Origin of the sequence: Marinobacter salicampi, from assembly GCF_011074795.1 — a bacterium.
GTDB classification, from domain to species: Bacteria; Pseudomonadota; Gammaproteobacteria; order Pseudomonadales; family Oleiphilaceae; genus Marinobacter; species Marinobacter salicampi.
In genome coordinates this window covers 1-24,381 of sequence record NZ_JAAMPF010000036.1, presented here as the reverse complement: position 1 = coordinate 24,381, position 24,381 = coordinate 1, and the positions used below count along the sequence as shown (strand labels likewise).

Annotated in this window: 25 protein-coding genes; 13 read left to right on the top strand and 12 right to left on the bottom strand. The window is 59.8% G+C overall.

Annotation, left to right across the window (positions count from 1 at the left end):
- Positions 1-4: 4 nt before the first annotated feature.
- Together G7W63_RS18010 and G7W63_RS18005 are read right to left on the bottom strand one after the other, a co-directional pair.
- The gene (locus tag G7W63_RS18010; RefSeq protein WP_166261673.1) at positions 5-1,114 is read right to left on the bottom strand and encodes an S-(hydroxymethyl)glutathione dehydrogenase/class III alcohol dehydrogenase; all 1,110 of its coding nucleotides are present in this window, start codon (positions 1,112-1,114) and stop codon (positions 5-7) included.
- 80 nt (positions 1,115-1,194) lie between these two features.
- Positions 1,195-1,620: a CBS domain-containing protein gene (locus G7W63_RS18005; protein ID WP_166261670.1), complete on the bottom strand. Its 426-nt coding sequence runs from the start codon at positions 1,618-1,620 to the stop codon at positions 1,195-1,197.
- Positions 1,621-1,863: 243 nt separating this feature from the next.
- Here G7W63_RS18005 and G7W63_RS18000 point away from each other — a divergent pair, with 243 nt between their 5' ends.
- Positions 1,864-2,907, top strand: a complete 1,044-nt coding sequence (locus G7W63_RS18000; protein ID WP_166261667.1) for a GAF domain-containing protein — start codon at positions 1,864-1,866, stop codon at positions 2,905-2,907.
- Between the two features lie 12 nt (positions 2,908-2,919).
- Here G7W63_RS18000 and G7W63_RS17995 read toward each other — a convergent pair whose 3' ends face one another.
- A complete protein-coding gene (locus tag G7W63_RS17995) occupies positions 2,920-3,873 on the bottom strand; it encodes an alpha/beta fold hydrolase (RefSeq protein WP_166261664.1) in 954 nt (317 codons plus the stop codon).
- 223 nt (positions 3,874-4,096) lie between these two features.
- On the opposite strand from G7W63_RS17995, the gene G7W63_RS17990 reads away from it, so the two are divergent.
- Positions 4,097-4,750: a peroxiredoxin gene (locus tag G7W63_RS17990; RefSeq protein WP_166261662.1), complete on the top strand. Its 654-nt coding sequence runs from the start codon at positions 4,097-4,099 to the stop codon at positions 4,748-4,750.
- Between the two features lie 89 nt (positions 4,751-4,839).
- On the opposite strand, the gene G7W63_RS17985 is transcribed toward G7W63_RS17990, so the two are convergent.
- The 3 genes from G7W63_RS17985 to G7W63_RS17975 form a co-directional block, all read right to left on the bottom strand.
- Entirely contained in the window at positions 4,840-5,622 is a 783-nt protein-coding gene (locus G7W63_RS17985; RefSeq protein ID WP_166261659.1) for a MetQ/NlpA family ABC transporter substrate-binding protein, read from the bottom strand.
- A 92-nt stretch (positions 5,623-5,714) separates the two neighbouring features.
- A complete protein-coding gene (locus G7W63_RS17980; RefSeq protein WP_166261656.1) occupies positions 5,715-6,380 on the bottom strand; it encodes a methionine ABC transporter permease in 666 nt (221 codons plus the stop codon).
- A complete protein-coding gene (locus tag G7W63_RS17975) occupies positions 6,380-7,387 on the bottom strand; it encodes a methionine ABC transporter ATP-binding protein (RefSeq protein ID WP_166262373.1) in 1,008 nt (335 codons plus the stop codon). The genes G7W63_RS17980 and G7W63_RS17975 overlap by 1 nt, the downstream gene beginning before the upstream one ends.
- Positions 7,388-7,570: 183 nt before the next feature.
- Between G7W63_RS17975 and G7W63_RS17970 the strand changes: the two genes are divergently transcribed.
- Entirely contained in the window at positions 7,571-9,001 is a 1,431-nt protein-coding gene (locus tag G7W63_RS17970) for an HDOD domain-containing protein (RefSeq protein WP_242634483.1), read from the top strand.
- A gap of 15 nt (positions 9,002-9,016) precedes the next feature.
- Here the strand turns inward: G7W63_RS17970 and G7W63_RS17965 are convergent, their stop codons facing one another.
- Together G7W63_RS17965 and G7W63_RS17960 are read right to left on the bottom strand one after the other, a co-directional pair.
- On the bottom strand, positions 9,017-9,724 hold the full coding sequence (locus G7W63_RS17965) for an anti-sigma factor (RefSeq protein ID WP_166261653.1): 708 nt from the start codon (positions 9,722-9,724) through the stop codon (positions 9,017-9,019).
- The gene (locus G7W63_RS17960; RefSeq protein WP_166261650.1) at positions 9,721-10,275 is read right to left on the bottom strand and encodes a sigma-70 family RNA polymerase sigma factor; all 555 of its coding nucleotides are present in this window, start codon (positions 10,273-10,275) and stop codon (positions 9,721-9,723) included. Before G7W63_RS17960 ends, G7W63_RS17965 begins: the two co-directional genes overlap by 4 nt.
- A gap of 370 nt (positions 10,276-10,645) precedes the next feature.
- On the opposite strand from G7W63_RS17960, the gene G7W63_RS17955 reads away from it, so the two are divergent.
- The 4 genes from G7W63_RS17955 (at position 10,646) to G7W63_RS17940 (ending at position 14,689) form a co-directional block, all read left to right on the top strand.
- A complete protein-coding gene (locus G7W63_RS17955; protein WP_166261647.1) occupies positions 10,646-12,118 on the top strand; it encodes a DUF4331 domain-containing protein in 1,473 nt (490 codons plus the stop codon).
- A 12-nt stretch (positions 12,119-12,130) separates the two neighbouring features.
- A complete protein-coding gene (locus G7W63_RS17950) occupies positions 12,131-12,373 on the top strand; it encodes a hypothetical protein (RefSeq protein WP_242634482.1) in 243 nt (80 codons plus the stop codon).
- Positions 12,374-12,464: 91 nt separating this feature from the next.
- On the top strand, positions 12,465-13,568 hold the full coding sequence (locus G7W63_RS17945) for a tetratricopeptide repeat protein (RefSeq protein ID WP_166261644.1): 1,104 nt from the start codon (positions 12,465-12,467) through the stop codon (positions 13,566-13,568).
- Positions 13,565-14,689 (top strand): HupE/UreJ family protein, encoded by a 1,125-nt coding sequence (locus G7W63_RS17940; protein WP_166261641.1) that lies wholly within the window; start codon positions 13,565-13,567, stop codon positions 14,687-14,689. Before G7W63_RS17945 ends, G7W63_RS17940 begins: the two co-directional genes overlap by 4 nt.
- A gap of 54 nt (positions 14,690-14,743) precedes the next feature.
- On the opposite strand, the gene G7W63_RS17935 is transcribed toward G7W63_RS17940, so the two are convergent.
- Both G7W63_RS17935 and G7W63_RS17930 read right to left on the bottom strand, forming a co-directional pair.
- A complete protein-coding gene (locus tag G7W63_RS17935) occupies positions 14,744-15,319 on the bottom strand; it encodes a hypothetical protein (protein ID WP_166261638.1) in 576 nt (191 codons plus the stop codon).
- 112 nt (positions 15,320-15,431) lie between these two features.
- Entirely contained in the window at positions 15,432-16,931 is a 1,500-nt protein-coding gene (locus tag G7W63_RS17930) for an amidase (RefSeq protein ID WP_166261635.1), read from the bottom strand.
- Between the two features lie 225 nt (positions 16,932-17,156).
- Between G7W63_RS17930 and G7W63_RS17925 the strand changes: the two genes are divergently transcribed.
- Both G7W63_RS17925 and G7W63_RS17920 read left to right on the top strand, forming a co-directional pair.
- On the top strand, positions 17,157-18,257 hold the full coding sequence (locus G7W63_RS17925) for a transglycosylase SLT domain-containing protein (protein ID WP_166261632.1): 1,101 nt from the start codon (positions 17,157-17,159) through the stop codon (positions 18,255-18,257).
- 39 nt (positions 18,258-18,296) lie between these two features.
- Positions 18,297-19,055: a sulfite exporter TauE/SafE family protein gene (locus tag G7W63_RS17920; RefSeq protein WP_207308991.1), complete on the top strand. Its 759-nt coding sequence runs from the start codon at positions 18,297-18,299 to the stop codon at positions 19,053-19,055.
- On the opposite strand, the gene G7W63_RS17915 is transcribed toward G7W63_RS17920, so the two are convergent.
- On the bottom strand, positions 19,044-19,958 hold the full coding sequence (locus G7W63_RS17915) for a DMT family transporter (protein ID WP_166261629.1): 915 nt from the start codon (positions 19,956-19,958) through the stop codon (positions 19,044-19,046). The genes G7W63_RS17920 and G7W63_RS17915 overlap by 12 nt on opposite strands.
- A 50-nt stretch (positions 19,959-20,008) precedes the next feature.
- The gene (locus tag G7W63_RS17910; RefSeq protein ID WP_242634481.1) at positions 20,009-22,351 is read right to left on the bottom strand and encodes a sensor domain-containing diguanylate cyclase; all 2,343 of its coding nucleotides are present in this window, start codon (positions 22,349-22,351) and stop codon (positions 20,009-20,011) included.
- A 166-nt stretch (positions 22,352-22,517) separates the two neighbouring features.
- On the opposite strand from G7W63_RS17910, the gene G7W63_RS17905 reads away from it, so the two are divergent.
- The 4 genes from G7W63_RS17905 to G7W63_RS19905 all read left to right on the top strand — a co-directional run.
- Positions 22,518-23,279, top strand: a complete 762-nt coding sequence (locus G7W63_RS17905; RefSeq protein ID WP_166261626.1) for a MotA/TolQ/ExbB proton channel family protein — start codon at positions 22,518-22,520, stop codon at positions 23,277-23,279.
- Positions 23,266-23,667, top strand: a complete 402-nt coding sequence (locus G7W63_RS17900) for an ExbD/TolR family protein (RefSeq protein WP_166261623.1) — start codon at positions 23,266-23,268, stop codon at positions 23,665-23,667. The genes G7W63_RS17905 and G7W63_RS17900 overlap by 14 nt, the downstream gene beginning before the upstream one ends.
- 4 nt (positions 23,668-23,671) lie before the next feature.
- A complete protein-coding gene (locus G7W63_RS17895) occupies positions 23,672-24,082 on the top strand; it encodes an ExbD/TolR family protein (RefSeq protein WP_242634480.1) in 411 nt (136 codons plus the stop codon).
- Positions 24,079-24,381: hypothetical protein (locus tag G7W63_RS19905; protein WP_207308990.1), on the top strand; the 303-nt coding region annotated here is incomplete at its 3' end. The genes G7W63_RS17895 and G7W63_RS19905, both read left to right, overlap by 4 nt.

The following is a 24,381-nucleotide window of genomic DNA, read 5'->3' as shown; positions in this document are numbered from 1 at the left end:
CACCTCAGAATAGGATGACAGACCTTATGCTCTTGCCTTCATGCATCAGGTCAAAGGCTTGGTTAATGTCTTTGAGTGCCATGGTATGGGTCACCATGGGGTCGATCTTTATTTCACCTCGCATGTAGCGCTCCACATAGCCTGGCAGTTCAGTACGACCCTTGACCCCCCCGAAGGCACTTCCGCGCCAGACGCGGCCGGTGACCAGCTGGAACGGCCGGGTGCAGATCTCCTCACCGGCGCCAGCGACGCCGATGATGACAGACTCACCCCAGCCCTTGTGACAGCACTCCAGAGCCGAACGCATGACATCCACATTGCCTATGCATTCAAAGGAATAGTCAACGCCACCATCGGTAAGCTCCACCAGCACTTCCTGGATCGGGCGATCGTATTTTTTCGGGTTTACAAAGTCGGTTGCCCCCAGCATGCGGGCCATTTCGAACTTGTCCTCGTTGATGTCCACGCAGATGATCCGCGACGCTTTCGCCATGACCGCGCCCTGAACCACGCTCAGACCGATGCCGCCCATACCGAAGACCGCCACTGTGGAGCCGGGCTCCACCCTGGCAGTATTGAGCACCGCACCGATACCCGTGGTGACGCCACAGCCCAGCAGGCAGACCTTGTCCAACGGCGCCTCCTTGCTGATCTTGGCCAGGGCAATCTCCGGCATGACGGTGTATTCCGAAAACGTGGAGGTGCCCATGTAGTGCTTGATCTGCTTGCCGTTCAGGGAAAAGCGGGAGGTGCCGTCCGGCATCAGTCCCTGGCCCTGGGTCGTGCGGATAGCCTGACAGAGATTGGTTTTGCCGGAACGGCAATAGGCGCACTCGCCACACTCAGGGGTATACAGGGGAATGACGTGGTCGCCGGGCTTCAGGCCATTAACGCCTTTGCCCACCTCTTCCACGATACCGCCGCCCTCATGGCCAAGAATGGCCGGGAAGTTGCCCTCCGGGTCGGCCCCTGACAGAGTATAGGCATCGGTATGGCATACTCCGGTGGCGACGATCCGCACCAATACCTCACCGGCCTTCGGCCCCTCGACATCGACTTCTTCAATAACAAGCGGTTTGCCCGCCTCCCAAGCTACCGCAGCACGTGACTTCATGACGATCCTCAGTTCTGGTTAGTTCAAAGTACCTTGTTTATTCAAGGTGCCTTCAATGTACGAGCTTCGGTACATGCCGATCAGTGTTGGACGAATTTGGGCGACTCTATGCCAAAACCAGCCCTGGCCAGCTCCGCAAGAATGGCGGTCCGGGTAACAATGCCCACCAGGCGGCCACCCTCGACAACCGGGAACACCTTGGGTTTACCGTGGCCGAGATTCTGGGCAAGGTCAACGACAGACATTTCAGGGCTGACGGTGACAGGCTCCTTGACCATCACATCATCCACATTGGGTTCGCCCTCACTATGGTAATTAGTCACCAGAAGCGCATGGATGCAATCCTGTTCAGATACGAACCCAAGTACCTTGCGGTGGGCGTCCACCACTGGCAAACCCGAGACATGGTTGGCAAGCAGCGTTTTCACTACACGTGTCAGCGGCGTGCCGCAACGGATCGGTTCGATATGATTCCACATGACATCAGAGGCTTTGAGCGAGAGCATGACAGGTTTCTCCTTGTGACACGCGCTGAATGGGTAAAGCCTTTCTAACCACTGTACCTGCTCCTTTAACCATAGGTAATGGTTCCCGAAAGGTGCAATACAAAATAGAAACAGAATTGGCAGACAAAAGCCCAGGCTCTTCAAAAACGTTTGTTAAGCAAGAGTTAATGCCCCGGGCTGGCTTCTTGAGAAATTAAACAACTATGCTTAAAGCGTTGCACACCGGTACTCAAGGGAAAGTCTATGAAAAAGCCGCCATTGCCCCTGGACGAGCCCCAGCGGCTGGAGGCGCTCCTCGCCATGGGTGTCCTGGACACCCCTGTGGAGGAGCGTTTTGAACGCATTACCCGGCTGGCCAGGAAATTTTTCGGAACCGGGGTCGCCGCTGTCACCCTGGTTGATGCTGAGCGCCAATGGTTCAAGGCAGTTGAGGGTCTCGATATAAAGGAAACGCCCAAGGAGGTTTCCTTCTGCGCCCATGCCCTACTCGATGATGAGGTGTTTCTCGTCGAGGATGCCCAAACGAGCGAAGCCTTTAAGGACAACCCGCTGGTCACCGGCGAGCCATACATTCGGTTCTATGCCGGCATCCCCTTACACTCCCCAGGCCAGATGCGGGTGGGGACCCTGTGCATTATCGATGACAAGCCACGCCGGGCGCAGGACATAGACATTTCCGTGCTACGGGACCTGGCTGCGCTCGCCGAACGGGAATTCTGCCTGGAAAGTCCCCTGAACAGAGCACCGGACATAGGCCTGGGGAATACCGCCCACCCGCTGCTGCTGGATGAAGTCACCAGCTTGTGGAACTGGGACGGTATTACCCGGCTTCTTGAAGAGGCCAGCCACCGCCTCAGACTTGTGGGTGGTGAGCAGACCCTGGTCTGGCTTCAGGTGAACTACAGCCTGCCACCTGATCCTGGCGTCGCGATGATCAACCAGGTCCAGCGCGAACTGGCACGGGAGCTTCTGGCCGGGCTTGATTACCGGGATACGGTCGGCAGGATCGGCGGTGGCCAGTTCATGCTGATTCTTGATGGCGTCGACCGCGACTCCCTGGTCAGCCGCCTCGGCCTGCTCTGCGACCGGGTTCGCGGTTATTTCCTGCACAGCCCTGCCGAGTTGCAGCACCTGAGGCTGACTGCCCGGTGCGGGGCGCCCCTGAAACTCAGTATTGCCGATCTTCTTGACGAACTGGAGCAGCAGTTGCCCGACTACACAGATCCACTAGGCACCCTCAGTCTGGACTACTACGGGGTCCGGGAGCGGATAAGACTGTTGCCGTAAAGCCGCCCGGCTTCACGCTGCCGAGGCACCCCTGCTGCCAATAAGGTCCATGCTCATACCGGCAAAGTCCTGCAACAGAGGCTCCGGCAGGTCGTGGCCCATGCCCTTGACGACTTCGAGCCGGGCGTGGGGCAACAAATACTTGAGCTGCTCCGCTGCCACCGGCCGCACCAGGGGGTCGGCATCGCCGTGGATGATCAGGGTCGGGACCCTGATTCGCCGGGTAAGAGAAGACAGACTGCCTGTGGCCATGATGGCCCGGGTCTGACGCAGGATACCGGCAGGATGATAGCTGCGCCTGAAGTCCCGCAGGATCCGCTCACGGACTTCGTCTTCCCGGGGCGGAAATCCAGGGCTCTGTATGGCTTTCCAGAATTCCAGACTACGGCTGACCACCATGTCCTCTTCGTGGCCCTTGGCCCCGACACCCGCCAGTTTCCAGATCAGCCTGGGCTGGGGAAGGGGCAGGCGCGGGCTGTTGGTGGAGGTCATGATCAGAGTCAGCGAGCGCACCAGTTCCGGCCGGGTAGAGGCCAGAATCTGGCTGATCATGCCGCCCATGGATACGCCCACCAGATGGGCGCTGGCCAGGCCCATGGCCTCGATCAGTGCAGCCACATCCGCCGCCATGTCACGCAAGGTATAGGGCGCGTCCACCGTCAGCCCCATACGGGCCCGGGCCATCACGGTCATTGGATGGCCGGACAGGCGGTGCTTCAGATGACTGGACAGGCCGATATCCCGGTTATCGAACCGGATGACCCGGAAGCCCGCATCACTGTAGGCGTTCAGCAACATTTCCGGCCACAGGGTCATCTGGGCGCCGAGCCCCATGACGAAAATTACCGGCTCACCGGCCGGGTCGCCCCGGGTTTCCACGCAGAAGTTCAGCCCGTTAGCTTCAGTATGGCTGAGTTCGGGCTTATGGGGTTGCGGATTGCTGTTATCGGGATTCTGCTGTGTCATGACTCGTCACTTGCTGATTCAGTTAGCTCCAGATTAACCGATACCGCACCGGTGCGTTAACCCCGCTTGCTGCTACACTCAGACACAGACAGACATTGGCCCCTTCTACCCCGCTAACTCGAGTAGGACTACGCCTTGATTCACAGCCAGCTCGTCACCATTAAAGGGAGACGAACAAGCCAACTTACCGGCCAACCGACCGGTTCATGCAGGAGGAGCAATCATGAGTTTACATCTGGGTGATACCGCACCGGACTTTGAGCAGGACTCAAGCGAAGGACGCGTCAGTTTCCACCAATGGCTGGGCGATAGCTGGGGGATCCTGTTTTCCCACCCGGCGGACTTTACCCCCGTGTGCACCACGGAACTGGGACTGACTGCCAAGCTGAAAGATGAATTTGCTCAACGCAACGTCAAGGCCATCGCCCTGAGCGTGGACCCGGTCGAATCCCACAAGGACTGGATCAACGACATCAATGAGACCCAGGGTTGCACGGTGAACTTTCCCATCATCGCCGACCACGACAGGAAGGTGTCCGAGCTCTACGACATGATCCACCCAAACGCCAACGCGACCCTGACTGTGCGGTCCCTGTTCGTGATCGACCCGAACAAGAAAATCCGCCTGATCATTACCTATCCCGCCAGCACCGGCAGGAACTTCAACGAGGTGTTACGCGTGGTGGATTCGCTGCAGCTGACCGACGAGCACAAGGTGGCCACCCCGGGTAACTGGGAACGGGGCAATGATGTGGTGATTGTGCCCTCGTTGCAGGACGAGCAGGAAATAAAAGAGCGCTTTCCGAAGGGCTACGAAGCGGTGCGGCCCTACCTGCGCATGACGCCGGACCCGAAAACCAACTGGAGCGGCGAATAAGGTCTGCCTCTGACCTGAACGCCAGATAGCAGAAAGCCGGCGCAAGGCAGAACTTGCGCCGGCTTTTTTAATGCGCCTGACAGGCTTAATCAGAAGGCCGGTACAACGGCTCCTTCATATTCCTCTTCGATAAACTCCCTCACTTTTTCCGAGGTCAGGGCATCTGCCAGCTTCTGCATCGCTTCGGAATCCTTGTTGTCTTCCCGGGCCACCAAAATGTTCACGTAGGGTGACTCTGACCCTTCGATGATCAGGGCGTCCTCAGTGGGATTCAGGCCCGCTTCCAGGGCGTAATTGGTATTGATCATGGCCAGCGCCACCTGATCCAGGATCCGCGGCAGGGTTGCCGCTTCCAGCTCATAAAACTCGAGATTCCTGGGATTCTCGGCAATATCACGGGGTGTCGCGGTGATCTTGCTGTCGTCCTTGAGCTTGATCAGGCCTGCTTTCTGGAGCAGCAACAGGGCCCGGCCACCATTGGTGGGGTCGTTGGGGATGGCTACAGTGGAACCGTCCTCAAGTTCATCCAGCGACTCAATTTTGCTGGAATAGGCGCCAAAGGGCTCCACATGGACCCCTACCACACTGACCAGGCTGGTGCCCTTGCCTTCATTGAAGGACTCGAGGTAAGGCTGGTGTTGGAAGAAGTTGGCGTCCATACGGGACTGGGCAACTTGGGTGTTGGGCTGGACGTAGTCCGTGAACACCTTGATATTCAGCTCGACGCCCTGGTCTTCGAGGTCAGGCTTGATGAATTCGAGAATTTCGGCGTGGGGCACAGCCGTGGCTGCCACGCTCAATTTTTCCGCAGCCTGGACTGAAAATGCCGCCAGGGCCGCAGCAAGCACTGCAATGATTCGGGTTGTTTTCATACTATATCCCTCTTTGGGGTTCTGAGGTTGGGCAACCATTGCCGACATTGCTGCCGTTACAGTCGTGGTTGCCGTGACTTTTCGAGGTGGTTCTAGCGCCGGCTGAAATACAGCACCAGACGATCACCAAGCATTTGCAGAAGCTGAACGAAAATAACCAGGAGCGCCACTGTAATAATCATGACGTCGGTCTGGAATCGTTGATAACCGAAGCGTATCGCCAGGTCACCCAGGCCACCACCGCCCACGACACCAGACATGGCGGCATAGGACACCAGCGTAATGGCGGTCACGGTGATGCCCGCAATGATGCCCGGCAGCGCTTCCGGTAACAGCGCGCCCATCACGATCTGGCGCACGCTGGCGCCCATGGCCTGGGTCGCCTCGATAATGCCGCGGTCGACTTCCCTGAGTGAGGTTTCCACCAGACGGGCGAAAAAGGGCGCGCCGCCAGCGACCAGGGGCGGAATCGCACCAGCCACACCCAGGGAAGTGCCGATGATCATCACCGTCACCGGTATCATCACGATCAGCAGGATGATGAACGGCACCGACCTCAGGATATTGACCACGAATGAAATCACCGCGTAGGCCACCGGCTGGGCCAAGAGCTGGCGCTTGCCGGTCAGAAACAGCAGCACCCCCAGGGGCAGGCCGATCAGGACACTGAACAGTAGGGACAGCCCCACCATGACCAGCGTATCCCAACTGGCCCAGCCGATCTCGTCCCACTGCACATTGCTCAGTAGCTCATCCATTATCTAACTACCTCCACATCCACGTCCGCCCGGTGAAAAGCGGCCATGGCCAGGTCAAGGTCACCCCCCACCAGGGACAGGGTAAGCTGGCCGTAGGGTGTTGCCTTTATGTGATCAATACGACCGGACAGAATGCTGAAATCCACCCCCGATTCCCGGGCTACATGCCCCAGCAGAGGCTTGTAGGTGGCCTCGCCCTTGAATGTCAGGCGCAGAATCCGGCCTTCAGCCCGCTGGAGGTCCTGTTGCAGCTCGTCCCGGTCAATATTCTCGCTTTCAAACACGAAATCCCGGGTGGTGGGGTGCCGGGGGTGCAGAAACACATCAGTAACCGGCCCCATTTCCACCACTTCACCGGCGTCCATGACCACCACCCGGTCACAGACCCGGCGCACAACGTCCATCTCGTGGGTAATCAGTACGATGGTCAGGCCCAGCTCCTGGTTGATGTCCGCCAGCAGCCGCAAGACCGATTGGGTGGTCTGTGGGTCCAGGGCGCTGGTGGCCTCGTCACACAGAAGAATGGTGGGCCTGCAGGCCAGGGCACGGGCGATACCGACCCGCTGTTTCTGCCCGCCGGAGAGCTGGGCCGGGTATTTACCGGCCTGATCGCTCAGCCCCACCCGCGCCAGTAGCTCATCCACCCGCTGGCGGATTTCATTGCGGGAATAGATGCCGGCAAGCTTCATGGGAAAACTGATGTTGTCCCGAACGGTCTTGGAGGAAAGCAGGTTGAAATGCTGGAAGATCATGCCGACCTTGCGTCGAAAGCTGCGCAACTCATCTGCGCCATAACCAGTCACGTCTTCGCCGTCGATCAGTATACGCCCTCCTGAGGGGGCCTCGAGACGGTTAATCAACCGGATCAGGGTGGATTTGCCCGCCCCGGAATGCCCGACAATGCCGAACACCTCGCCGGTCTGGATGGTCATACTGGTGGGGTGAAGCGCGGGGATCGCCCGGTCACCGACCTGGTAGGACTTTTTTACCTGGTCAAATTCGATCACGTAGCAGCCTTGTGAGTGCAGCGTCAGAAGCGCGACAGTATAGCCCAATCTGCCAGCGAACCCGAGCCACCGGTTGCGTAAAAAGCCGTTACGGGCCATTATCCGCGCCGCCGCCAATGCGCTAGAATCAAACAGAGTCTGTAAACGCTGCCACGTAATCTAAGAGGGAGGCATCAGAGCCCCTTGGTCACCCATAATAATTCCAGTGACACACTACCGACCCGCATGAACTCGACCCAGGCATGGGTCGAGTACTTGAGCAAAGTCGAGCTGCCGGTGCTCGCCAATACCCTGCGCCGCATCAACGAGCTGACGGACAGCAGCAACAGCACGGTCAACGAACTGGCCAATGTCATTCTCAATGACGCCCAGCTGACATCCCAGGTCCTGCGACTCTCCAACACCATTTTCTACAACCAGACCCGCACCCAGGTCAGCACTGTGAGCCGTGCGATCACCCTGATCGGCTTCGACGCTGTGAAATCGATGGCCATCTCTTCGCTGCTCGTGGATTCCCTGCTCAAGAAAAACGACCGGCCCCACTTGCTTCGCTGTCTGGCCCGGGCAATCCATGCGGCCGTTCAGGCCCGCTGCCTGCTGCCAAAGCGCACCGATCATGCGCTGGAAGAGGTGTTTATCGGCGCCCTGCTTATGAACATTGGTGAGCTGGCTTTCTGGTCCTGTGAAACAGACCAGGCCAACGAGCTGGAAGTAAGGTTGCGTGCGGATGAACCCCCGGTAGAGGCCCAAAAAGCAGTGCTCCACACGACGTTTGCACAGATCACCCGGGGTCTGGTAGACGCCTGGTCGCTGGGCCCGTTCATCAAGGAAGTGGTCGCGCCAGGGCAAGCCAATTCCAAGGCAGCCAGTCTGGTGCGCAACGCCGTCGAAATGGCGAAGCTGTCCGAGAAGGGGTGGCGTGGCGTGGAAATGGAAAAAGTGATGGAAGCACTGGGCAAGGACATCGGTGAAAGCCCCGCAACGGTACGGGATAAGCTCAAAATCAACGCCGGAGAGGCAGCCCGGGTGGCGGTCTCCCTAGGCATTCCTCAGGTCACCGCCCTGATGCCCGGCAGTCAGCCTGATTCCGGGAAGGAGACCGCCGCAGCCCCGGAAGTGGACCCCGTGCTGCAACTGCAGATTCTCAGGGATCTGACCCACAGTCTGACCGATAAGCCAGATATCAACGAAGTCTGCCAACTGGTCATTGAAGGCATACACCGGGCGGTGGGTATGCAAAGGGTTGTGCTGTTGATGAGCGACCACAGTGGGATGGAGCTGATACCCCGTAAGCTGGGCGGCAAGGGCACCGAAAACTGGAAAGACAACTTCATCATACGCAAGGATGGCACCGGCACCCTGGGAGCCGTGCTGCCTCATGCGAGCTGTTACGTTTACCAGCCCAAATCAGGAGCGGAAACAGTCTCATACGATCGCTGGCTGGGCAATGTGCCGGCACTGGTCGGCCCACTGAAAGCCAAGGGACGCCTGGTAGGACTGTTTTATGCTGACAACGCTGCCGCAGACTACTTGCCGTCCGATGATCAACTCATGGCGTTCGGACACTTCGTCCAGAACGCCCAGCTGTGCATTACCTTGCTGTCCAGTAACTGATCTGCCACGAACTGATCAGAGTTCATACAACTTGGCCACGTGCAAAATCGGCCCGGTGGGGGCACCGGTGGGCGATCCGCCCGCAGGCTCCAGGCTGATGGCCAAGGTCCGGCTACTGCTGAGCAGCTTCCGGGTCTCGTCGTCGAGGATCACTTCGTAGGCGTCGCCCACCGGCATTACCCCCAGTGACACCGGCTGACCGTCATCCGGCACAATCCAGAGCTCGTAGTCCTTGCCCTGCTCGGCTGCCGTGGCGGCAACCGGGCGTAATTTCAGCTGCTTTTCGAACGCTGACTCACTCACCAGCCACAACGGATCGCTCAGTTCCGCCTGCACAATGGCACCGGACAACCGTTGGTCATCCTGTGGTGCCGGTTGCTGCAACAGAACGACCGCCAGCACCAGCGCTGCTGCCGTTGCCAACAGGCTCCAGCCAGGCCACAACCAATGGCCGACTCCATCATTGGCGGCTGGTGCAGGCCTGGCGCCCATGCTTTGCGGCCATAGCCGGCGCTCAATTTCTGACCATACCGAGGCCGGCGGCGTGGCTTCTTCTATACGTTCGCCCAGGTGCCCCAGTTTCTGCTCCCAGAACCAGACCTCCTGACGGACCCGGACTGACTCCATCATCCAGCGTTCAAAACGCCGGCGGGCTGGCCCGCGAAGAGAACCCAGAACATACTCCGCTGCCAGTGCCTCAATTCTTTCGGATGTCTTCTTCATCGTTCCAGGCACCTTTTTAAAGCAATCAGCCCGCGACGAACCCAGCTTTTGACGGTTCCTATGGGGGAGCTCAACGTTTCAGACAGCTCATCATGACTGAAACCCCGGTAATAAGTGAGCAATATGCTGTCGCGCTGGGACTCGGACAATTCCTCAAGACACCCGGTAAGTTCAGCGACACCGGCGCTGCGCAGGGAAACATCCAGTGGCCCTTCGCGACCGTCCTCGACATACTCAAGCTGGCTATCGCCTGCCGTCTTTTTGGCCTTTCTGGACCTCATAAGGTCGAGCGTGCGGTAGCGGGCGATCGTCAGCATCCAGCTCAATGGGGCGCCACGTTCATCGTGGTACTCACCGGCATGGTGCCAGATCTGCACAAAGGCATCCTGCACCGCCTCTTCCGCCAGCTCCCGCTGGCTGGCCAGTTTCAGGCATAGCCCGAACATCCTACCGGAGATTTTTTCATACAGTCGCTGGAACGCCTGCCGGTCTTCACGGGCGACAGCAATCAGCAGACCCATGAGTTCGTCCTGTTCGGTATCCGTGGCCATGAATTGATATCCGTCTGTTTGTTTTTAGGTTAGGTCTCTGTTCTACGGTTGCGGATGCCTCAAGGATGCACCCACCCGAAGTATTCCCTGCCAGTTTTTGTGACACGCCAGCAGCACGGTGGCACAAACCAGCCGGTTTTCTCACGCAAAGTACCCCAGTGAACAGATCACCTTATATCGCTGACTCACTTTGTAACAGAGTAACGACGAAAATGCTCTGGGGATAAAAATACGCTGGTAAAGGCGCGTTTTGCTGTCGGCACGAGATGCGCATTAGTCCTGCCCGCAAAAAAATTTTTCAAGACTGCATCTTTTTCGTCTGCCGATTCGTTCCACTCCGATAACACCAACAACAGAAGAGGAAAACCGAATGAATACACTGCTAAAACGCTCCGGTCTTGCAGTTGCGATTGCCGGACTCTGCCTGACCACCGGCCTGGCGCAAGCCTCCAGCCACCGCGAAGCCCCGTTCATCACCGAGATCCCGAAAGTGGACGGTACCGACTTCTACATGTTCCGCAGTTACGAAGTCGGCCGCGAAAACTTCGTGACCCTGGTTGCCAATTACCTGCCACTGCAGGACGCCTATGGCGGACCCAACTACTTCGATCTGGACGAGGATGCGGCTTACGAAATCCATATTGATAACAGCGGTAACGCGCAGGAAGACCTCACTTTCCGTTTCCGGTTCACCGATACGCTGAACGACATCCAACTGGCGGTAGGGCCGGATGGCCAGCAGGAAATGGTATCCGTGCCGCTCAAGAACATTGGCGACGCCAGCAATAGCGATAATGTCCAGTTCAGCCAGGCGTACACAGTAGAAATCATCCGCGGCGATCGCCGCACGGGGACAGTGCAGACCGCCACCAATGCCAGCACCGGCACGGAAAGCTTTGCCAAGCCGCTGGACAATATTGGCGGCAAGTCCTTTGCCGACTATGAAAGCTATGCCAACGAGCATATCTTTGACATCGCCATTCCGGGCTGCAGCACCAACGGCCAGGTGTTTGTGGGGCAGCGCAAGGAGGCCTTTGCGGTGAACCTCGGCGAGATTTTTGACCTGGTCAATACCAACCCGCTCGGCACCCGTGATGGTGAAGGCCCAGGCGACCTGGCTGACAAGAACGTGACTTCATTCGCCCTGGAAGTGCCCACCGAATGCGTGACAGGCACGGCAGCAACCGCATCCGGTGACCCGGTGATCGGTGGCTGGACCACCGCCAGCGTGCGTCAGGCCCGGGTACTGAATCCTGCACCGACCACCAACGGCAAGGGCGCCACAGTTGAGGGCGGTGCCTGGACCCAGGTGTCCCGCCTCGGCATGCCGCTGGTGAACGAAGTGGTCATCGGCCTGAAAGACAAGGATCTGTTCAACGCCAGCGAGCCCAAAGACGACGGCCAGTTCGCCACTTATGTCACTCATCCCACCTTGCCGGAACTGCTGGAAATACTGTTCAGCAGCGCAGGAGCCTCGGCGCCGGATAACTTCCCGCGTACCGATCTGGTAACGGCCTTTCTGACTGGGGTGCCTGATCTGAATCAGCCTGAGGGCGTCACAGCATCAGAAATTCTGCGCCTGAACCCTGCCATCCCAGCTACCGCAGCTGCCAGCCAGAACGACCTGGGTGTGCTTGGCGCTGACAATGCTGGTTTCCCCAACGGCCGTCGGCCGGTTGATGACACCGTAGACATTGCGCTGCGTGTGGTGATGGGTGCTCTGACTTCTGACGCCCCCAATAAAGACACGCCGTTCACCGACGGGGTTCAGTTGGACCCGGCTGAGCTCAGGGAAAGCTTTCCGTACCTGGCTACCCCGATCGCCGGCTCACCCAATAGCTAACAGGAGGTCATGATGAATGTATTACTGAAAACGTCATGCCTGGTGGCTATGACTGCAACGATTGTGGCCTGCTCGGACAGTTCCAGCAGCAACCGGGCAGCAGGGCCGGATCCAACGGTTGATTTCACATCTTTTGTGAAAACACAGATCGCAGATACGGGTGACACTCGCGAAGCCGTCCTGGTTAACAAACAGGAGTTCAGTTTCAATGACCAGAACAATGAACAGGCCTTTGATGATCTGTTCATGCACTAGGAGCCTACGCCGGCTTCCAGAACTCCTGAAGCCGGCGAGCACATACCCCACCCGATCGGGTGGGGGTTTCTGTGCCGGGCTATTGTTGCTGATGGCACTGGCGGGCTTTTGCACCACCGCAATCGCCGCACCGGGAACTATCGAGACAGATTTCAACGACAATGACATTCTTGTGAAGCTGCCGGACGTAGCCTTGATCACCCCGGCATCCTCTGATTCAGCGGAGCAGCTGGCAGACCTTGTTCGCCGCCAGATCGACCGTGCCAGAAGCAGCGGCGACCCGCGTTTCCTCGGCTATGCCGAAGGCGCTCTGCAGCAGTGGCAGGGAGAGATGACAGACCGGCTACTGGTATTGCGTGCCACCCTGGAGCAAAGCCTTCATCGTTTTGACAGCGCCCGGAGCGACCTCGGCAATGTGATTGCTCGCACCGGCGACCTGCTGCAGAAAACCCAGGCAACACTGCTACTTGCCAACCTGGAAATCGTACAGGGGAACTATGAGATCGCCCGGACGCACTGTGAGCACCTGCAGCAAAGCTATCCCGGACTGATCGCCCACAGTTGCCTTGCCCAGATAGAGGCAAGGACCGGATCACCTGAACAGGCCTACCAATCACTTCAGCAACAGGTGGCTGACACCCGTTCAGACCCCATCAGCAGAGTCTGGGCTGAGGGAACCCTGGGAGATATTGCCGCCCAGCTGGGACTCCCTGACGCAGCCGGGCATTGGCATAGCGTTCTCAGCACCAGTCCCGACGATCTCTATACCCGTACCCAGTTGGCTGACTGGTATCTCAGTCGGAACCAGACCGACAGAACCCTGGCCCTGACCGAAGGCCACGAGCAGGTAGATTCCCTTGCCGTCATAAGGGCGATTGCCATGGCCCGTTTGGGACACCCGCGTGCCTCGTTACTGGCGGACAAGCTCAGGGAGCGGTTCGATGAAGCTCGCTGGCGAGGCAATCTTCTGCACCAGAGAGACATGGCGCGCTTTCACCTGGATATCGACGGTAATAAAGAGGCCGCCCTCACCTATGCCCAGGGCAACTGGCAGACACAGCGTGAACCCCTGGATACCCGCCTGCTGCTACGCGCCGCAAAGGCCGCGAACGACCGACAGGCGGAGCAGGAGGCCAGGCGCTGGCTGAACAAATACCGGCAGAACGACGCCCGTTTTCCGGAGGCTGAATCATGACGTACCGGACTCACCTGGCCTGGCTTACGCTTCCGATCGGGCTGCTTTGGCTGATGTTTTCAGCCACGGCGGTGGCTCATAAAGCCAGCGACAGCTTTATCTACGTCAATACCGACAAGTCCGAAATACGCGTTGACGTGGCCTTGCGGGACCTGGCACTGGTCTTACCATTGGATCGCAATGGCGACCGGGAGCTCAGTGGCTCGGAGGTGCGTGCCAGCCGTGACGGGATTACACGCTGGATGGAACAGGGGATAACGCTGTCCAACCCCAGTGGCAACTGTCGAATGGCGGGGCAACGCTGGGGTTTGGCCAACCACAGCGACGGGCCCTACGCCGCAGGACTTTATTATGTGCACTGCCCGGACGGTGCCGCGCCCGACCTGCTGGAATACAACCTCCTGTTCTCCCAGGACCCCTTGCACCGGGGACTGGTAAGCCTTGAAACCGGCGAGGGCAGCACCCTCGGCGTGTTGGCTCCGGATAACCGCAGCTTACCGCTAACCATCGGGCAGGCAGCGAGCGGCCTGACGCTGTTCGGAACGTTTGTTTACGAGGGAGTCATTCATCTTCTCATTGGCCTCGACCACATCCTCTTCCTGCTGGTACTGATGCTACCAGCGACAATGAGAGCGCGGAAAGGCACGGAGCAAGCCGGTTTAAAGCAGCGTCTGCTGGAACTGGCGGCCATCGTGACAGCCTTTACCGTCGCTCACTCTGTCACCCTGGCGTTGGCCGCCCTTGAAATCATGCGCCTGCCTATAGCCTGGGTGGAAGTCGTGATTGCGTTGTCCATAGCAGTGGCCGCCATCAATGTGATGTGGCCGATACTGGGCAGCAAGACCTGGAAGCTGGCCTTCGGCTTTGGGCTGATACACGGTTTCGGCTTTGCCAGCGTTCTGGGCGACCTGACCGCCGGGTTGTCGCAAACCGTGCTGGCGCTGGCAGGATTCAACATCGGTGTGGAACTGGGACAACTGGGGCTGCTGGTGGTTTTCTTTCCGCTACTCTATCTCTGGGGCAAAACGGATCATTACGGCAAGGCTGCCGTGCCGGTGATACTGATCACAGTGGGGGCAATAAGCCTGTACTGGGTTGTCGAAAGAACCATGGTGATCTGAATCACCAGGTCCCCGGCGCTTCGCGGTAGCCGGGGACATAACGAGGGATCCAGATCAGTGAAGGGCCCTGAGTTGGCGGGGGTACAGAGCTGCGGTCACTTCAGGCTCCTCCAGCATATCAGCCAGCTCGCGGTCGATGTCGGTCTCTTCGCCTTCTTCTGGCAGAGGTTCGAACAGGGTGCTGAGCCAGGCTGCCACATTGGGTGCCTCACTACGGTCATAGTCAGTGGACAAGGCCCGAATGCGCTTGAAGCCGATGATGCGCTGATGCCTCGGGTCCCTGATCTGCTCGAAACCACGCCAGTAGATGCGGTCACGGGTGTGCAGCTGGACGAACAGGGTGTCGATCGGGTCAGGGGTGTCCCCGGCCTGACTGCCCTCTTCCTTGTGGCGGATAGTGGTCCACGCTGGGTAAAGTACTGCCACCGCATCACCTTCTACATGTTCCCGGGCCGCTCTCAGGATCAGTGCCCAACGGGCCTTGTCGGCCTCGGTCTCTAGTGAATTGATCGGCAAGTCGTAGCTTTGGTCACTGGACAGGACGATGGCCATCATGGGAGCGTCGAGCTCACCCATGGCCTCGGCCTGCGCTACGGATACCAGTTCATCGATTGCCATCGGTTGGTTCATAATGCGCCCGCCTCCTCGATGCCACATGGACGAGGTCGTGATTACCACGGACCCCACCTACAGCATAGCCTGTTCCGGCCCCAAAGATAAACGTGCAGTCTGCATTGGCGGATCACAACCCTGTCCGGCTGACCTGTTCGGTACGCTCGTACTGGGCAAACCACGGATCCGCCTCTTCCAGCTGGGCCGCCAGCTGCAGCAGGACGTCTTCAGCACCATGGCGGGCGCCGAACTGGACACCTACCGGCAGCCCTTCCGAAGTCCAGTACAGGGGCACTGACATCGCCGGCGTTCCGGTCAGGTTGGCCAACTGGGTGAAGGGCGTTCGGGCCAGGCTTTCCAGCGCCAGTTCATCAACCTGACCACTCAGGTGCACCAGACGGCCGGCCTTGAGTAGCAGCATCAGGCGGGAAGCGAGCTGGAGGTGGGCCGGCGTGTTGAGTTGGCCGATCCGCGCCGGCATCTGGCCGGTGGTGGGACACAGGTACAGGTCGTAGCCCTGGAAAAACATGCCCAGGGCCCGGCCGAATTCGTTCCAGCGCTGGCGCATGCGGACGTAGTCGGGCAGGGGCAATGTCTTGCCCAGCAGGCCAATCAGGCGGGTATCCAGCTCAAAATCGGCGGTTTTCGCGGCCATCTCCTGGCTGGCCTTCTGCATCAGCGCAGAGACCTCACCAAAATAGAGGCCCATGTAGCATTTCGCCATCTCCGCACCATCGAACTCGGGCTTTGCCAGCTCAACCCGATGGCCCAGGTTCTCAAGGGTACGGGCCGCTGCCTCCACGGCGTCGGTGCAATGCCGGTCGACCTCGGTGCCATAGGGCGAGGCCGTAAACATGCCGATCCGCAGCCGCCCCGGGGGCCGCTGCATAAGGGCGGAGTAACTGTCGGGCGGCGGCGCTATATCGAACGGGTCCCCGGGCGCCGGACCGGCAAGCAGGTCCAGCATGGCCGCACTGTCTCGCACGGTTCGGGTCACCACATGGTCACTGGAGGCGCCGGTCCAGAACTCCGCCATCTGCGGGCCTGCCGAAACCCGGCCCCTTGACGGCTTGAGCCCGAACAAACCGTTGTAGGCAGCCGGGATCCGGATCGAGCCACCGCCGTCGTTGGCTCCCGCCATGGGTACCACCCCTGCCGCCACCGAGGCCCCGGAACCGCCGCTGGATCCACCAGGGGTCAGCTCGGTGTTCCAGGGGTTGCGGGTTGGGCCCCACAGCTGCGACTCGGTCACTGCCTTCAGGCCAAACTCCGGCGTGGCGGTACGGCCGATAAAGACCAGGCCGCCCTGGCGACAGCGACGCACGAACTCCGAATCCTGGCCCGGACGATAGTTGCGGAAGGCCCGGCTGCCAAACGTGCAGGGTTCCCCTGCCTGTTCCTGACCCAGATCCTTCAGCAGGAACGGCACTCCGGAAAAGGTTGCCCCCTCGGGTGCCACCTGCTCACGGGCCTGTATGAACTGGGGCTGACAGATCCCGTTCAGGGTGCTGTTGACGGTTTCCGCCCGGGAAATCGCCGCTTCACGTACGTCCTTCGCGGTCACACTGCCCCGCCGGATAAGATCAGCCAGGGCTACGGCGTCGTATCGAAGATATTCAGACTGTTTCATGGCGTTTTCCGGCCTGTTCGGCGTTCGGTATGTGTTTAGGGCGAAGGTGGACCCAAGCATACCGCAACCGGCCAATTAAGGAACTGGCTCCAACCTGTCAGTTAAGGCCGTTGCGGGGCAGGGCCACAGGCGAGGCGTTCAACGCCCCGGTGCGCATGGACGCGGCACCCGGGAGACTATACGATCTACGGACTCCACCGATTTTCCGCTCGGGAGCAGACTGCGATGAATCCAAGACGTATCGCCACCATGCTGGTCATGCTCATGGGCTTTGCCGGGATCGGCGCCGCCGATACACCAGAGCCGGAGGCAACCTGGCAGGACATCATAAGGGCCACACCTTACTGGGTCAGCCAGGGTGTGTTCAGCAATATCGTGACCATCCGCCGCTGGGTACTGGCCGAGTCCGGTTACTGCAGCGACCAGGATCGCCACATTCTCTATGGCCTGCGTGGCAAATTCCTGGGCTATATCGAGGACGGACAATCCCGGGCCGAGACCCAGCAGCGTCTTAACGATACCCGTGCCCGTCTCGCCAGCCAGGATCGGGTTGAGGCCTGGACTCCCGGCGATGAGGGAATGGTGGGCTACCCTTTTGCCCTTGCCTGTGACCAGCCCCACGTTAACCTGAACGAAGCACTGGCGCGCTTTCTTGGTACATTGCCCGGGGAACGGGTGTGGGGCACCTGGGATGACCTGAGCCTGGGTTCTGCCTCAGAGCCGCTGCCACTCCATGATGCTTTAATGCATATCTACTCTACCCGTAAGCAACAGCAACGCCTCGACCTGCCGCCGGAATTGCCCCGCTACCTGGCAGGCCAGTTACTGATTGAGAGCGGAGGCCAGACCCGGGCTCACTCCGCCGCCGGCGCACGGGGCATCATGCAGTTGTTGCCCAGCGTGCTGACCGATTGTGGTGTACCGGAGCGCAACCACTGGCACCGGATGGCCCAGATCGATTGCGCCCTGAAGCTGATGCACCAGAACGCCCGTAACCTCCGCCCCGAGTTCCAGGACCGGTTCGGAGCATTGCCGAATGACAAGCGCGACCGGCTGTTTACCCTGCTGCTCATCCAGGCCTACCACGGCGGACTGGGACGGGTGCGAACACTGCTTGCTGATGAGACCCTGTCTGCGCCTGCACAGTACTTTGCCGAGCATCAACAACGGTTCAGTGCCGGCGATATTGCCTTCGGCCTGATATTCCACAACCTCGGCCGCGACCGTTTCGGGCTGGCTTCACTGTATTACCTGGCCGACGTGGAGCTTGCCACCGAGGCGATCTGCAACGCGCCGGCCATGAACGAGAAAGCCCTGTGCCAATGAGCCGGATATGCCAGGCGCTGAAGCGGAGGTCTCCGGTTGGTGGATTTTCCCGTCATCCCTGAAGCCCTGACCTGGGCGAGTGCTGGTTTCCTGCTGGTCTGCTCGTTGGTCACCTCGATGATTACCGCCAGCCTCGGTGCCGGCGGCGGTGTGCTGTTGCTGGTACTGCTGGCGCTCTGGCTGCCGCCGGCCGCGATAATACCGGTGCATGGGATGATCCAGCTGGGTTCCAACGCGGGTCGGGTAAGTCTCACCCTCCGTCACGTGAACTGGCGGGTGATTGCAGCGTTTCTACCTGGGGTATTGATCGGGGCAGCAGCGGGCTCCCTGCTGTTGATTGAGTTACCACCGGTAATCTGGCAGCTGACCATTGCCGCTTTTGTACTTTACCTTTGCTGGGGTCCAGGCCTGCCCAAACAGGCGCTCGGCTCGGCCGGCGTCTTGCTGGCCTCCGCCATCACCAGCTTCGCCAGTCTCTTTGTGGGCGCTTCCGGCCCTCTGGTCGCCGCCTTCATAAAGCAGATTCCAGGTGACCGGTTTGCCACGGTCTCGACCTTTGCCTGCGCAATGACCCTGCAGCACGCTCCCAAGGCGCTTATATTCAGCCTGGCTGGTTTCGTGTTTCATGAGTGGGCCGTGTTCGTACTGGCGATGATCGGCTGTGGCTTTGTTGGCACCTGGCTCGGACTGAAGTTACTCAATACGCTGAGCAACAAGCATTTTCACCGCGCCTTCACCTGGATCCTGACCCTGCTTGCCGCACGATTGATCTGGCAGGCACTGGCGTCATCTTTGTGAGAGACCGGCCCTCCTGCGGGAGCGGGTACGCAGCTCTTCGTAAAGGGCGTTTGCTGCCAGGGAGGCAAGAATAATCCCGCCGCCAATAAAGCTGAGAGTGGGCGGCACTTCGGCCAGAAACAGCCACACCAGAAAGGTTCCGATGACGGTTTCCAGTAACAGCAGCAGGCTCACCTCCGCCGCCGGCAGATAGCGGGGGCCGGTCTGGATCAGGATACTGGCTGCCGGCAGAAAGCCCAGGCAGAGCAGGACAATCAGGCCCATGTCGGGCCAGCCGGGCCAGCGGGCGCCGCCCAGCAGGGCGCTGATTACGGCGGTGGCGACTGCACCAATGATCAGCATGACACTCATGTCCACCCCGGACCGTGACCGCGCAACAGCCAGATTGGACGCCAGGGCAAAAGCCGCCATGCCCGCCATGATCAGCCCCAGGGGCTCGCCCGCACCCATTTCACCAAGAGCCATCAGGCTGGCGCCACCAACGCAGACCAGGATCAGCAGCCAGGTCCGCAGGGGCAGGTGTTCCTTCCAGATCAGCCAGGCCAGGAGGGCGGCAATCACCGGTGCGGTATTGAGTATCACCAGCACGTTGCCGGCGGCGGTGTACTTGACGCCGGTGACGAAGCCAACGGTGCTAACGCCGAAGGCGAGCCCGCAATAGAGGCCCGGCCAGCCACACTGGCGCATCTGGGCAGGCAACCGATTGCCATAGCGCCAACCGTTGATAATGAGAAAGCCAATGCTCAGCAACAGCCCCCGCCAGAACAGAAACACCAGGGGCGAGACATCGGTACTTTTGACCAGCAGGGAATCCGGCGACAGCAGCAACACCCCAAGCCCGGCAATCATAAAGCCACGGGTGCGCAGGCGTCTGAGTTCCTGGGACTGATCTAGACTGTCCATGACATGGATTTCCGCGGTTTGGGGTGAACCTTAGCCGGGCAAGGGTCCGCTCAGAGCGGCACGGCGACCACGCAGTCTCGACCTTCGGCCTTGGCGGCATAGCAGCCCTGGTCAGCACGGGCCATAACCTCCTTGATGCCATTGTCCCAGGCCGACAATTCGGATACTCCGATACTGGCCGTCACCCGGTATTCGACGCCATCCTGCTCAAGGACAAGCTCAGCGATACTGGCACGAATCTGCTCGGCAATGGCGACTGCCCGTTCGAGGCCGCAGGCTGGCAGCAGGATACCAAATTCATCACCACCCAGGCGGCCCACGGAATCGGACTGTCTGACCCCCTGGGTCAGCCGAGCGGCCAGCTGCCTGAGCATTTCATCCCCGAGCAGGTGGCCACCATGATCGTTCACCGGCTTGAAATGGTCCAGATCAATAAGAAGTAACACGCTGGCGCTGGCTGACCGGTTGGCTTCCGCCAGCCATTTGGCCATCACTGAAGTGAAGGCCCGGCGATTCAGCAGACCTGTCAGGCTGTCGTGACTCGCTTCCCATGACAGTCTCTGCTCGTTCCGGCGCCGTTCACTGTCATCCCTGAGTACAAGCACCAGGCGTTCGTGGTCGCTATCGCGGTTGAGCCGTAGCATGGTGAGCTCAATATCGAATTTTTCCCCGCGGCTGTTGGCGAGCACCACATCCAGGCTCTCGATTTCATCCCGGGCCAGAAGATTGCCCATGGTCCAGATGGCATCTTCCAGGCGAATACTGACGGCATCGAAGAACTTATCCTCTGCGGTCAGTTCACTGACGCCCAGGAATTGCCGCGCGGCTTTGTTGGCATAGCGAATCCGGCCCTGCTTGTCAGTAAGCAACACCCCTTCGTGGAGAATACCCAGAATGCTTTCGGCCCGTTTCTGCTCAGCCTTCAGCTGCGCCTCTACCTCGAGCTCGTGGGTGATATCACGCACAACCGAGATGGTACCTATGCACTTTTCGTCGGTCTTGATAGGCGCAATCATGGCATCCACCCAGACCATGGCGCCCGAGGAACTGCGCAGCCGGAACTTGCCCCGGTAGCGCCGCGCCGAGACCAGTGCCTCACGCCAGGCCTCAAACGCGATCTGGCGATCTTCCTCATAAACGCCGGTCACCAGGTAGCGCTGGGTAAGCTTGTCCAGGCCCCGGCCCACAATGGTTTCGAAAGCCGGGTTCGCAAACTCGATGCGACCCAGCACGTCGGTCTGCACAATGCCGATAGGCGCACTCTGGGACAGGGAGCGGAAAAATGCCTCGCGCTCCACCAGAGCGCTCAGGACACGGGTGCGTTCGGCGTTGACCTGGTTGAACGTTTCCGCCACACCACGGATCTCACGGCCACCGCCGACCCGAACGGGCTCGACCTGCTGGCCAAGATTCCGCTCCGAGATCTGCTCTGCCAGGGCCCCCAGCGGATGCATCAGACGGCGGAACAGGACCAGGGCCAGCGGGGCGAGCAGGAAAGCAACAACGAGAGTGACCCACAGCATCACTTCGGTCAGTCTTCGCACCGGGGCAAAGGCCTCGGCGGCCGGCCAAACCACAGCTACAAACCACGGAGCCTGATCCATTTGCCGTACTGAAATCAGCGTATTGACGCCCAGGCTGTTGCTGGTGCGCCAGGTACCTTCCTGACCCGCCATGGCGTTGACGAGCACCTCGTTGGATTCGGGCACCGCCGACATGATCTCATCCTGCCGGGGGTGTGCCAGAGTAATGCCACGGCGGGTAGCCACCGCCACATAACCGGTATCACCGATCTGTGTGCGCTCGACGTCACCCAGAAAATTGTCCGCAGCCAGACTGATGGCACCGCCAATGACGCCGATAAAACGCTGCTTGCGATCGAATATGGGTGAGGTAACCATCACCGCCGGATGGCCCGTAGCGGTTACAAACGGCTCGGATATTAGGGTGGTGAGCTGGTTACTGGTGTCCTGGAAATAGGCCCGGCTGCTGGCATCGCGCCCGGTAAGCTCCCGTTCCGGGGGGTGCTCGGCAATGACAATACCATCGGCATCGAACAGGTAGAGGCCGTTGAACAGGTGACGAAGGGCGACTTGCCGATCCAGCAACAGCTGGGCACGCTGCTCCAGGGTGACCTTTTCCATACTGAGCTGGGCCGCCACGCTCGCCAGCACCTGGTAACGAGCGGTCAGTTTGGTATCCAGCTCCCGCGACACCAGGGAGGCTGTCGCCGCCATCTGCTCCCGGACCTGGGATTCGAGCTCCTGGCGACCCACGTGGCTGTTGACCAGTGTGACGGTTACCGCGGTGAGCACGATACCCAATACCACCAAGGCTACGGCACGGTTTACCAGGCTGTCATACCAGCGCTGGATCAGGTTCTTTAACATCATGCTCCAGTTCTATCCTCTCCTGAGGCACTTCCGTTAGGATTGCGAATCATATCTGAAACCGAAGTTTATCAGAGTAAGGGAAAAGCGACGGTTACGGCTGGCATCCTTAAATCATAATCGTTATCATTCGTTCTTATTCCTTCTGTTCCCCATGTGAGGCGACGCCATGTCAGAGACATCCTTCACCGGCGCCCCCGAAAACCTGTTAGCTCCGGTCCATCAGCTTATCGAGATGGGCGGGCCTGTCATGCTGGTGCTGATCGCGCTTGCGGTTGTCGGGCTCATCACCTTTTTCTATCTGGTACTGGCTGACATCCTGTTTGCGCCACGGTTCTCCGCTGACGTACGCAAGGCGGTTGCAGGTTGGCACGAAGCGCCGGACAAACGCTGGCCGGGGCGGGTTGAGCCCAACAAATCCGGCCTTGGCCGCGGTAATCCTCTCAGGCCATTGCTTGCCTTTGCCATGAACGCCCGGCTCTCCGGCAAGGAGCCCTCGGCCCTCCGGGAGGAGTTGGCCCGCAGGTCCCATAAACTTCTGCAGCCGTTTGAAGCGCCTCTCAAGATTATTGAAGTCATTGCCGCGCTGGCCCCTCTGCTGGGGCTTCTCGGTACGGTCATGGGCATGATGGAAGCTTTTAATGCCATGGCAGCCACTGAGGGCCGGGCCAACGCCAGCCAGCTCAGTGGCGGCATCTATGAGGCCCTGACCACCACGGCCGCCGGCCTGGTGCTCGCCATTCCATTTGCCGCGCTGGCCGCTTGGGTTGAATTCCGCCTGAGGCGCATTAACAGCCGCCTGAACGACGCGCTGGTTCAGATCGTCAGCGTGGAATTGCCGGGCCAGGGCACAGCGAGCGCCCCAGAAGCCAGGGAGACCACGGCAGAGCAATACGCCAGCCACCCCAGAATGGCTCATGTCGCTGGTTAGCCCGCGGCCGCCGAGGCCCATGCCGATCCGGATCACCCCTCTGATTGATGTGGTTTTTATCCTGCTGGTGTTCTTCATGCTCACCACCCGGCTGATGCCCACTGACCACTTTGAGCTGGAGAACACCACGGCGTCCCGGGGATCAAGCACGGGTGAGGCACGGCCCGAACTGATGCTTCAGGCCTCCGGCGCGCTGCATTGGCAGGGCCGCAGCTGGGCTACGGATGAGCTGGTCGCAACACTGGCCCAGGGCGGCGACAGTGACGTCAACCTGGTGGTCAGCGGCGATGCCAGCCTGGCAACCTTTACCCAGACGCTGGGCGCCCTTGACCAGGCCGGCCTGGACGTACGATGGCAGCGCAGCCCGCCCTCAGACACCGGGAACTGAAACCGTGAACAAGTTCACCCCCATCACTCCGGGCAGTGGGAAAAGCCTGCTGGACCGGGTGGAAGACAGCCTGTTGCCGCTGATTAACCTGGTCTTTCTGCTGCTGATGTTTTTTATCGTGGCCGGCAAGATCAGTGAGGTGCCCTTGCCGGAGCTCCCAGCGATGGCTGGCGAGGACCGGGCCGAGCCCCCGAAGGCAGAGCTCGTTGTGGAATCAGCTGACCGATGGCTTGTGGCAGGTGAACCTGTGGCCAGGGCGGATCTTGCTGATCATCTGCCGCAGCCCGGCCAGGATCAACCCCTGCGAATCGCCGCCAGCCGGGATATTACCATGGCAGACCTTGAGGCACTGTTCCGGCTGCTTGAAGAACTGGGCCACACCGATATCCTGCTGTTGACGGAACCTACCCCATGACGGCCCGGTCGCGCTGGCTCATGCTCATGGCAGCCACCGCCCTGGCGGCTGTCACCATTGTTGCGGCCCTGCCCATGACGCCTGAGGTGGAGCTAACCAGTGGCGAGGCGGCTATAACTGCCCCCAGCAGCATCCGTATCGACCTGGCAGAAGCGTCGTCCCAGGAAGAGGCCCAGGCGCCGGTCGAACCAGAACCTGCCCCGGCGCCTCAACCTAAGCCCGAACCAAGACCGGAACCAGAGCCAGAGCCAGAGCCAGAGCCAGAGCCAGAGCCAGAGCCAGAGCCAGAGCCAGAGCCA

Excerpts from the sequence above, each read along its gene's own strand:
- G7W63_RS18010 (WP_166261673.1), bottom strand. The coding sequence starts at position 1,114 with ATGAAGTCACGTGCTGCGGTAGCTTGGGAGGCGGGCAAACCGCTTGTT.
- G7W63_RS18005 (WP_166261670.1), bottom strand. The coding sequence starts at position 1,620 with ATGCTCTCGCTCAAAGCCTCTGATGTCATGTGGAATCATATCGAACCG.
- G7W63_RS18000 (WP_166261667.1), top strand. The coding sequence starts at position 1,864 with ATGAAAAAGCCGCCATTGCCCCTGGACGAGCCCCAGCGGCTGGAGGCG.
- G7W63_RS17995 (WP_166261664.1), bottom strand. The coding sequence starts at position 3,873 with ATGACACAGCAGAATCCCGATAACAGCAATCCGCAACCCCATAAGCCC.
- G7W63_RS17990 (WP_166261662.1), top strand. The coding sequence starts at position 4,097 with ATGAGTTTACATCTGGGTGATACCGCACCGGACTTTGAGCAGGACTCA.
- G7W63_RS17985 (WP_166261659.1), bottom strand. The coding sequence starts at position 5,622 with ATGAAAACAACCCGAATCATTGCAGTGCTTGCTGCGGCCCTGGCGGCA.
- G7W63_RS17980 (WP_166261656.1), bottom strand. The coding sequence starts at position 6,380 with ATGGATGAGCTACTGAGCAATGTGCAGTGGGACGAGATCGGCTGGGCC.
- G7W63_RS17965 (WP_166261653.1), bottom strand. The coding sequence starts at position 9,724 with ATGAAGAAGACATCCGAAAGAATTGAGGCACTGGCAGCGGAGTATGTT.
- G7W63_RS17960 (WP_166261650.1), bottom strand. The coding sequence starts at position 10,275 with ATGGCCACGGATACCGAACAGGACGAACTCATGGGTCTGCTGATTGCT.
- G7W63_RS17955 (WP_166261647.1), top strand. The coding sequence starts at position 10,646 with ATGAATACACTGCTAAAACGCTCCGGTCTTGCAGTTGCGATTGCCGGA.
- G7W63_RS17950 (WP_242634482.1), top strand. The coding sequence starts at position 12,131 with ATGAATGTATTACTGAAAACGTCATGCCTGGTGGCTATGACTGCAACG.
- G7W63_RS17945 (WP_166261644.1), top strand. The coding sequence starts at position 12,465 with ATGGCACTGGCGGGCTTTTGCACCACCGCAATCGCCGCACCGGGAACT.
- G7W63_RS17940 (WP_166261641.1), top strand. The coding sequence starts at position 13,565 with ATGACGTACCGGACTCACCTGGCCTGGCTTACGCTTCCGATCGGGCTG.
- G7W63_RS17935 (WP_166261638.1), bottom strand. The coding sequence starts at position 15,319 with ATGAACCAACCGATGGCAATCGATGAACTGGTATCCGTAGCGCAGGCC.
- G7W63_RS17930 (WP_166261635.1), bottom strand. The coding sequence starts at position 16,931 with ATGAAACAGTCTGAATATCTTCGATACGACGCCGTAGCCCTGGCTGAT.
- G7W63_RS17925 (WP_166261632.1), top strand. The coding sequence starts at position 17,157 with ATGAATCCAAGACGTATCGCCACCATGCTGGTCATGCTCATGGGCTTT.
- G7W63_RS17915 (WP_166261629.1), bottom strand. The coding sequence starts at position 19,958 with ATGGACAGTCTAGATCAGTCCCAGGAACTCAGACGCCTGCGCACCCGT.
- G7W63_RS17910 (WP_242634481.1), bottom strand. The coding sequence starts at position 22,351 with ATGATGTTAAAGAACCTGATCCAGCGCTGGTATGACAGCCTGGTAAAC.
- G7W63_RS17905 (WP_166261626.1), top strand. The coding sequence starts at position 22,518 with ATGTCAGAGACATCCTTCACCGGCGCCCCCGAAAACCTGTTAGCTCCG.
- G7W63_RS17900 (WP_166261623.1), top strand. The coding sequence starts at position 23,266 with ATGTCGCTGGTTAGCCCGCGGCCGCCGAGGCCCATGCCGATCCGGATC.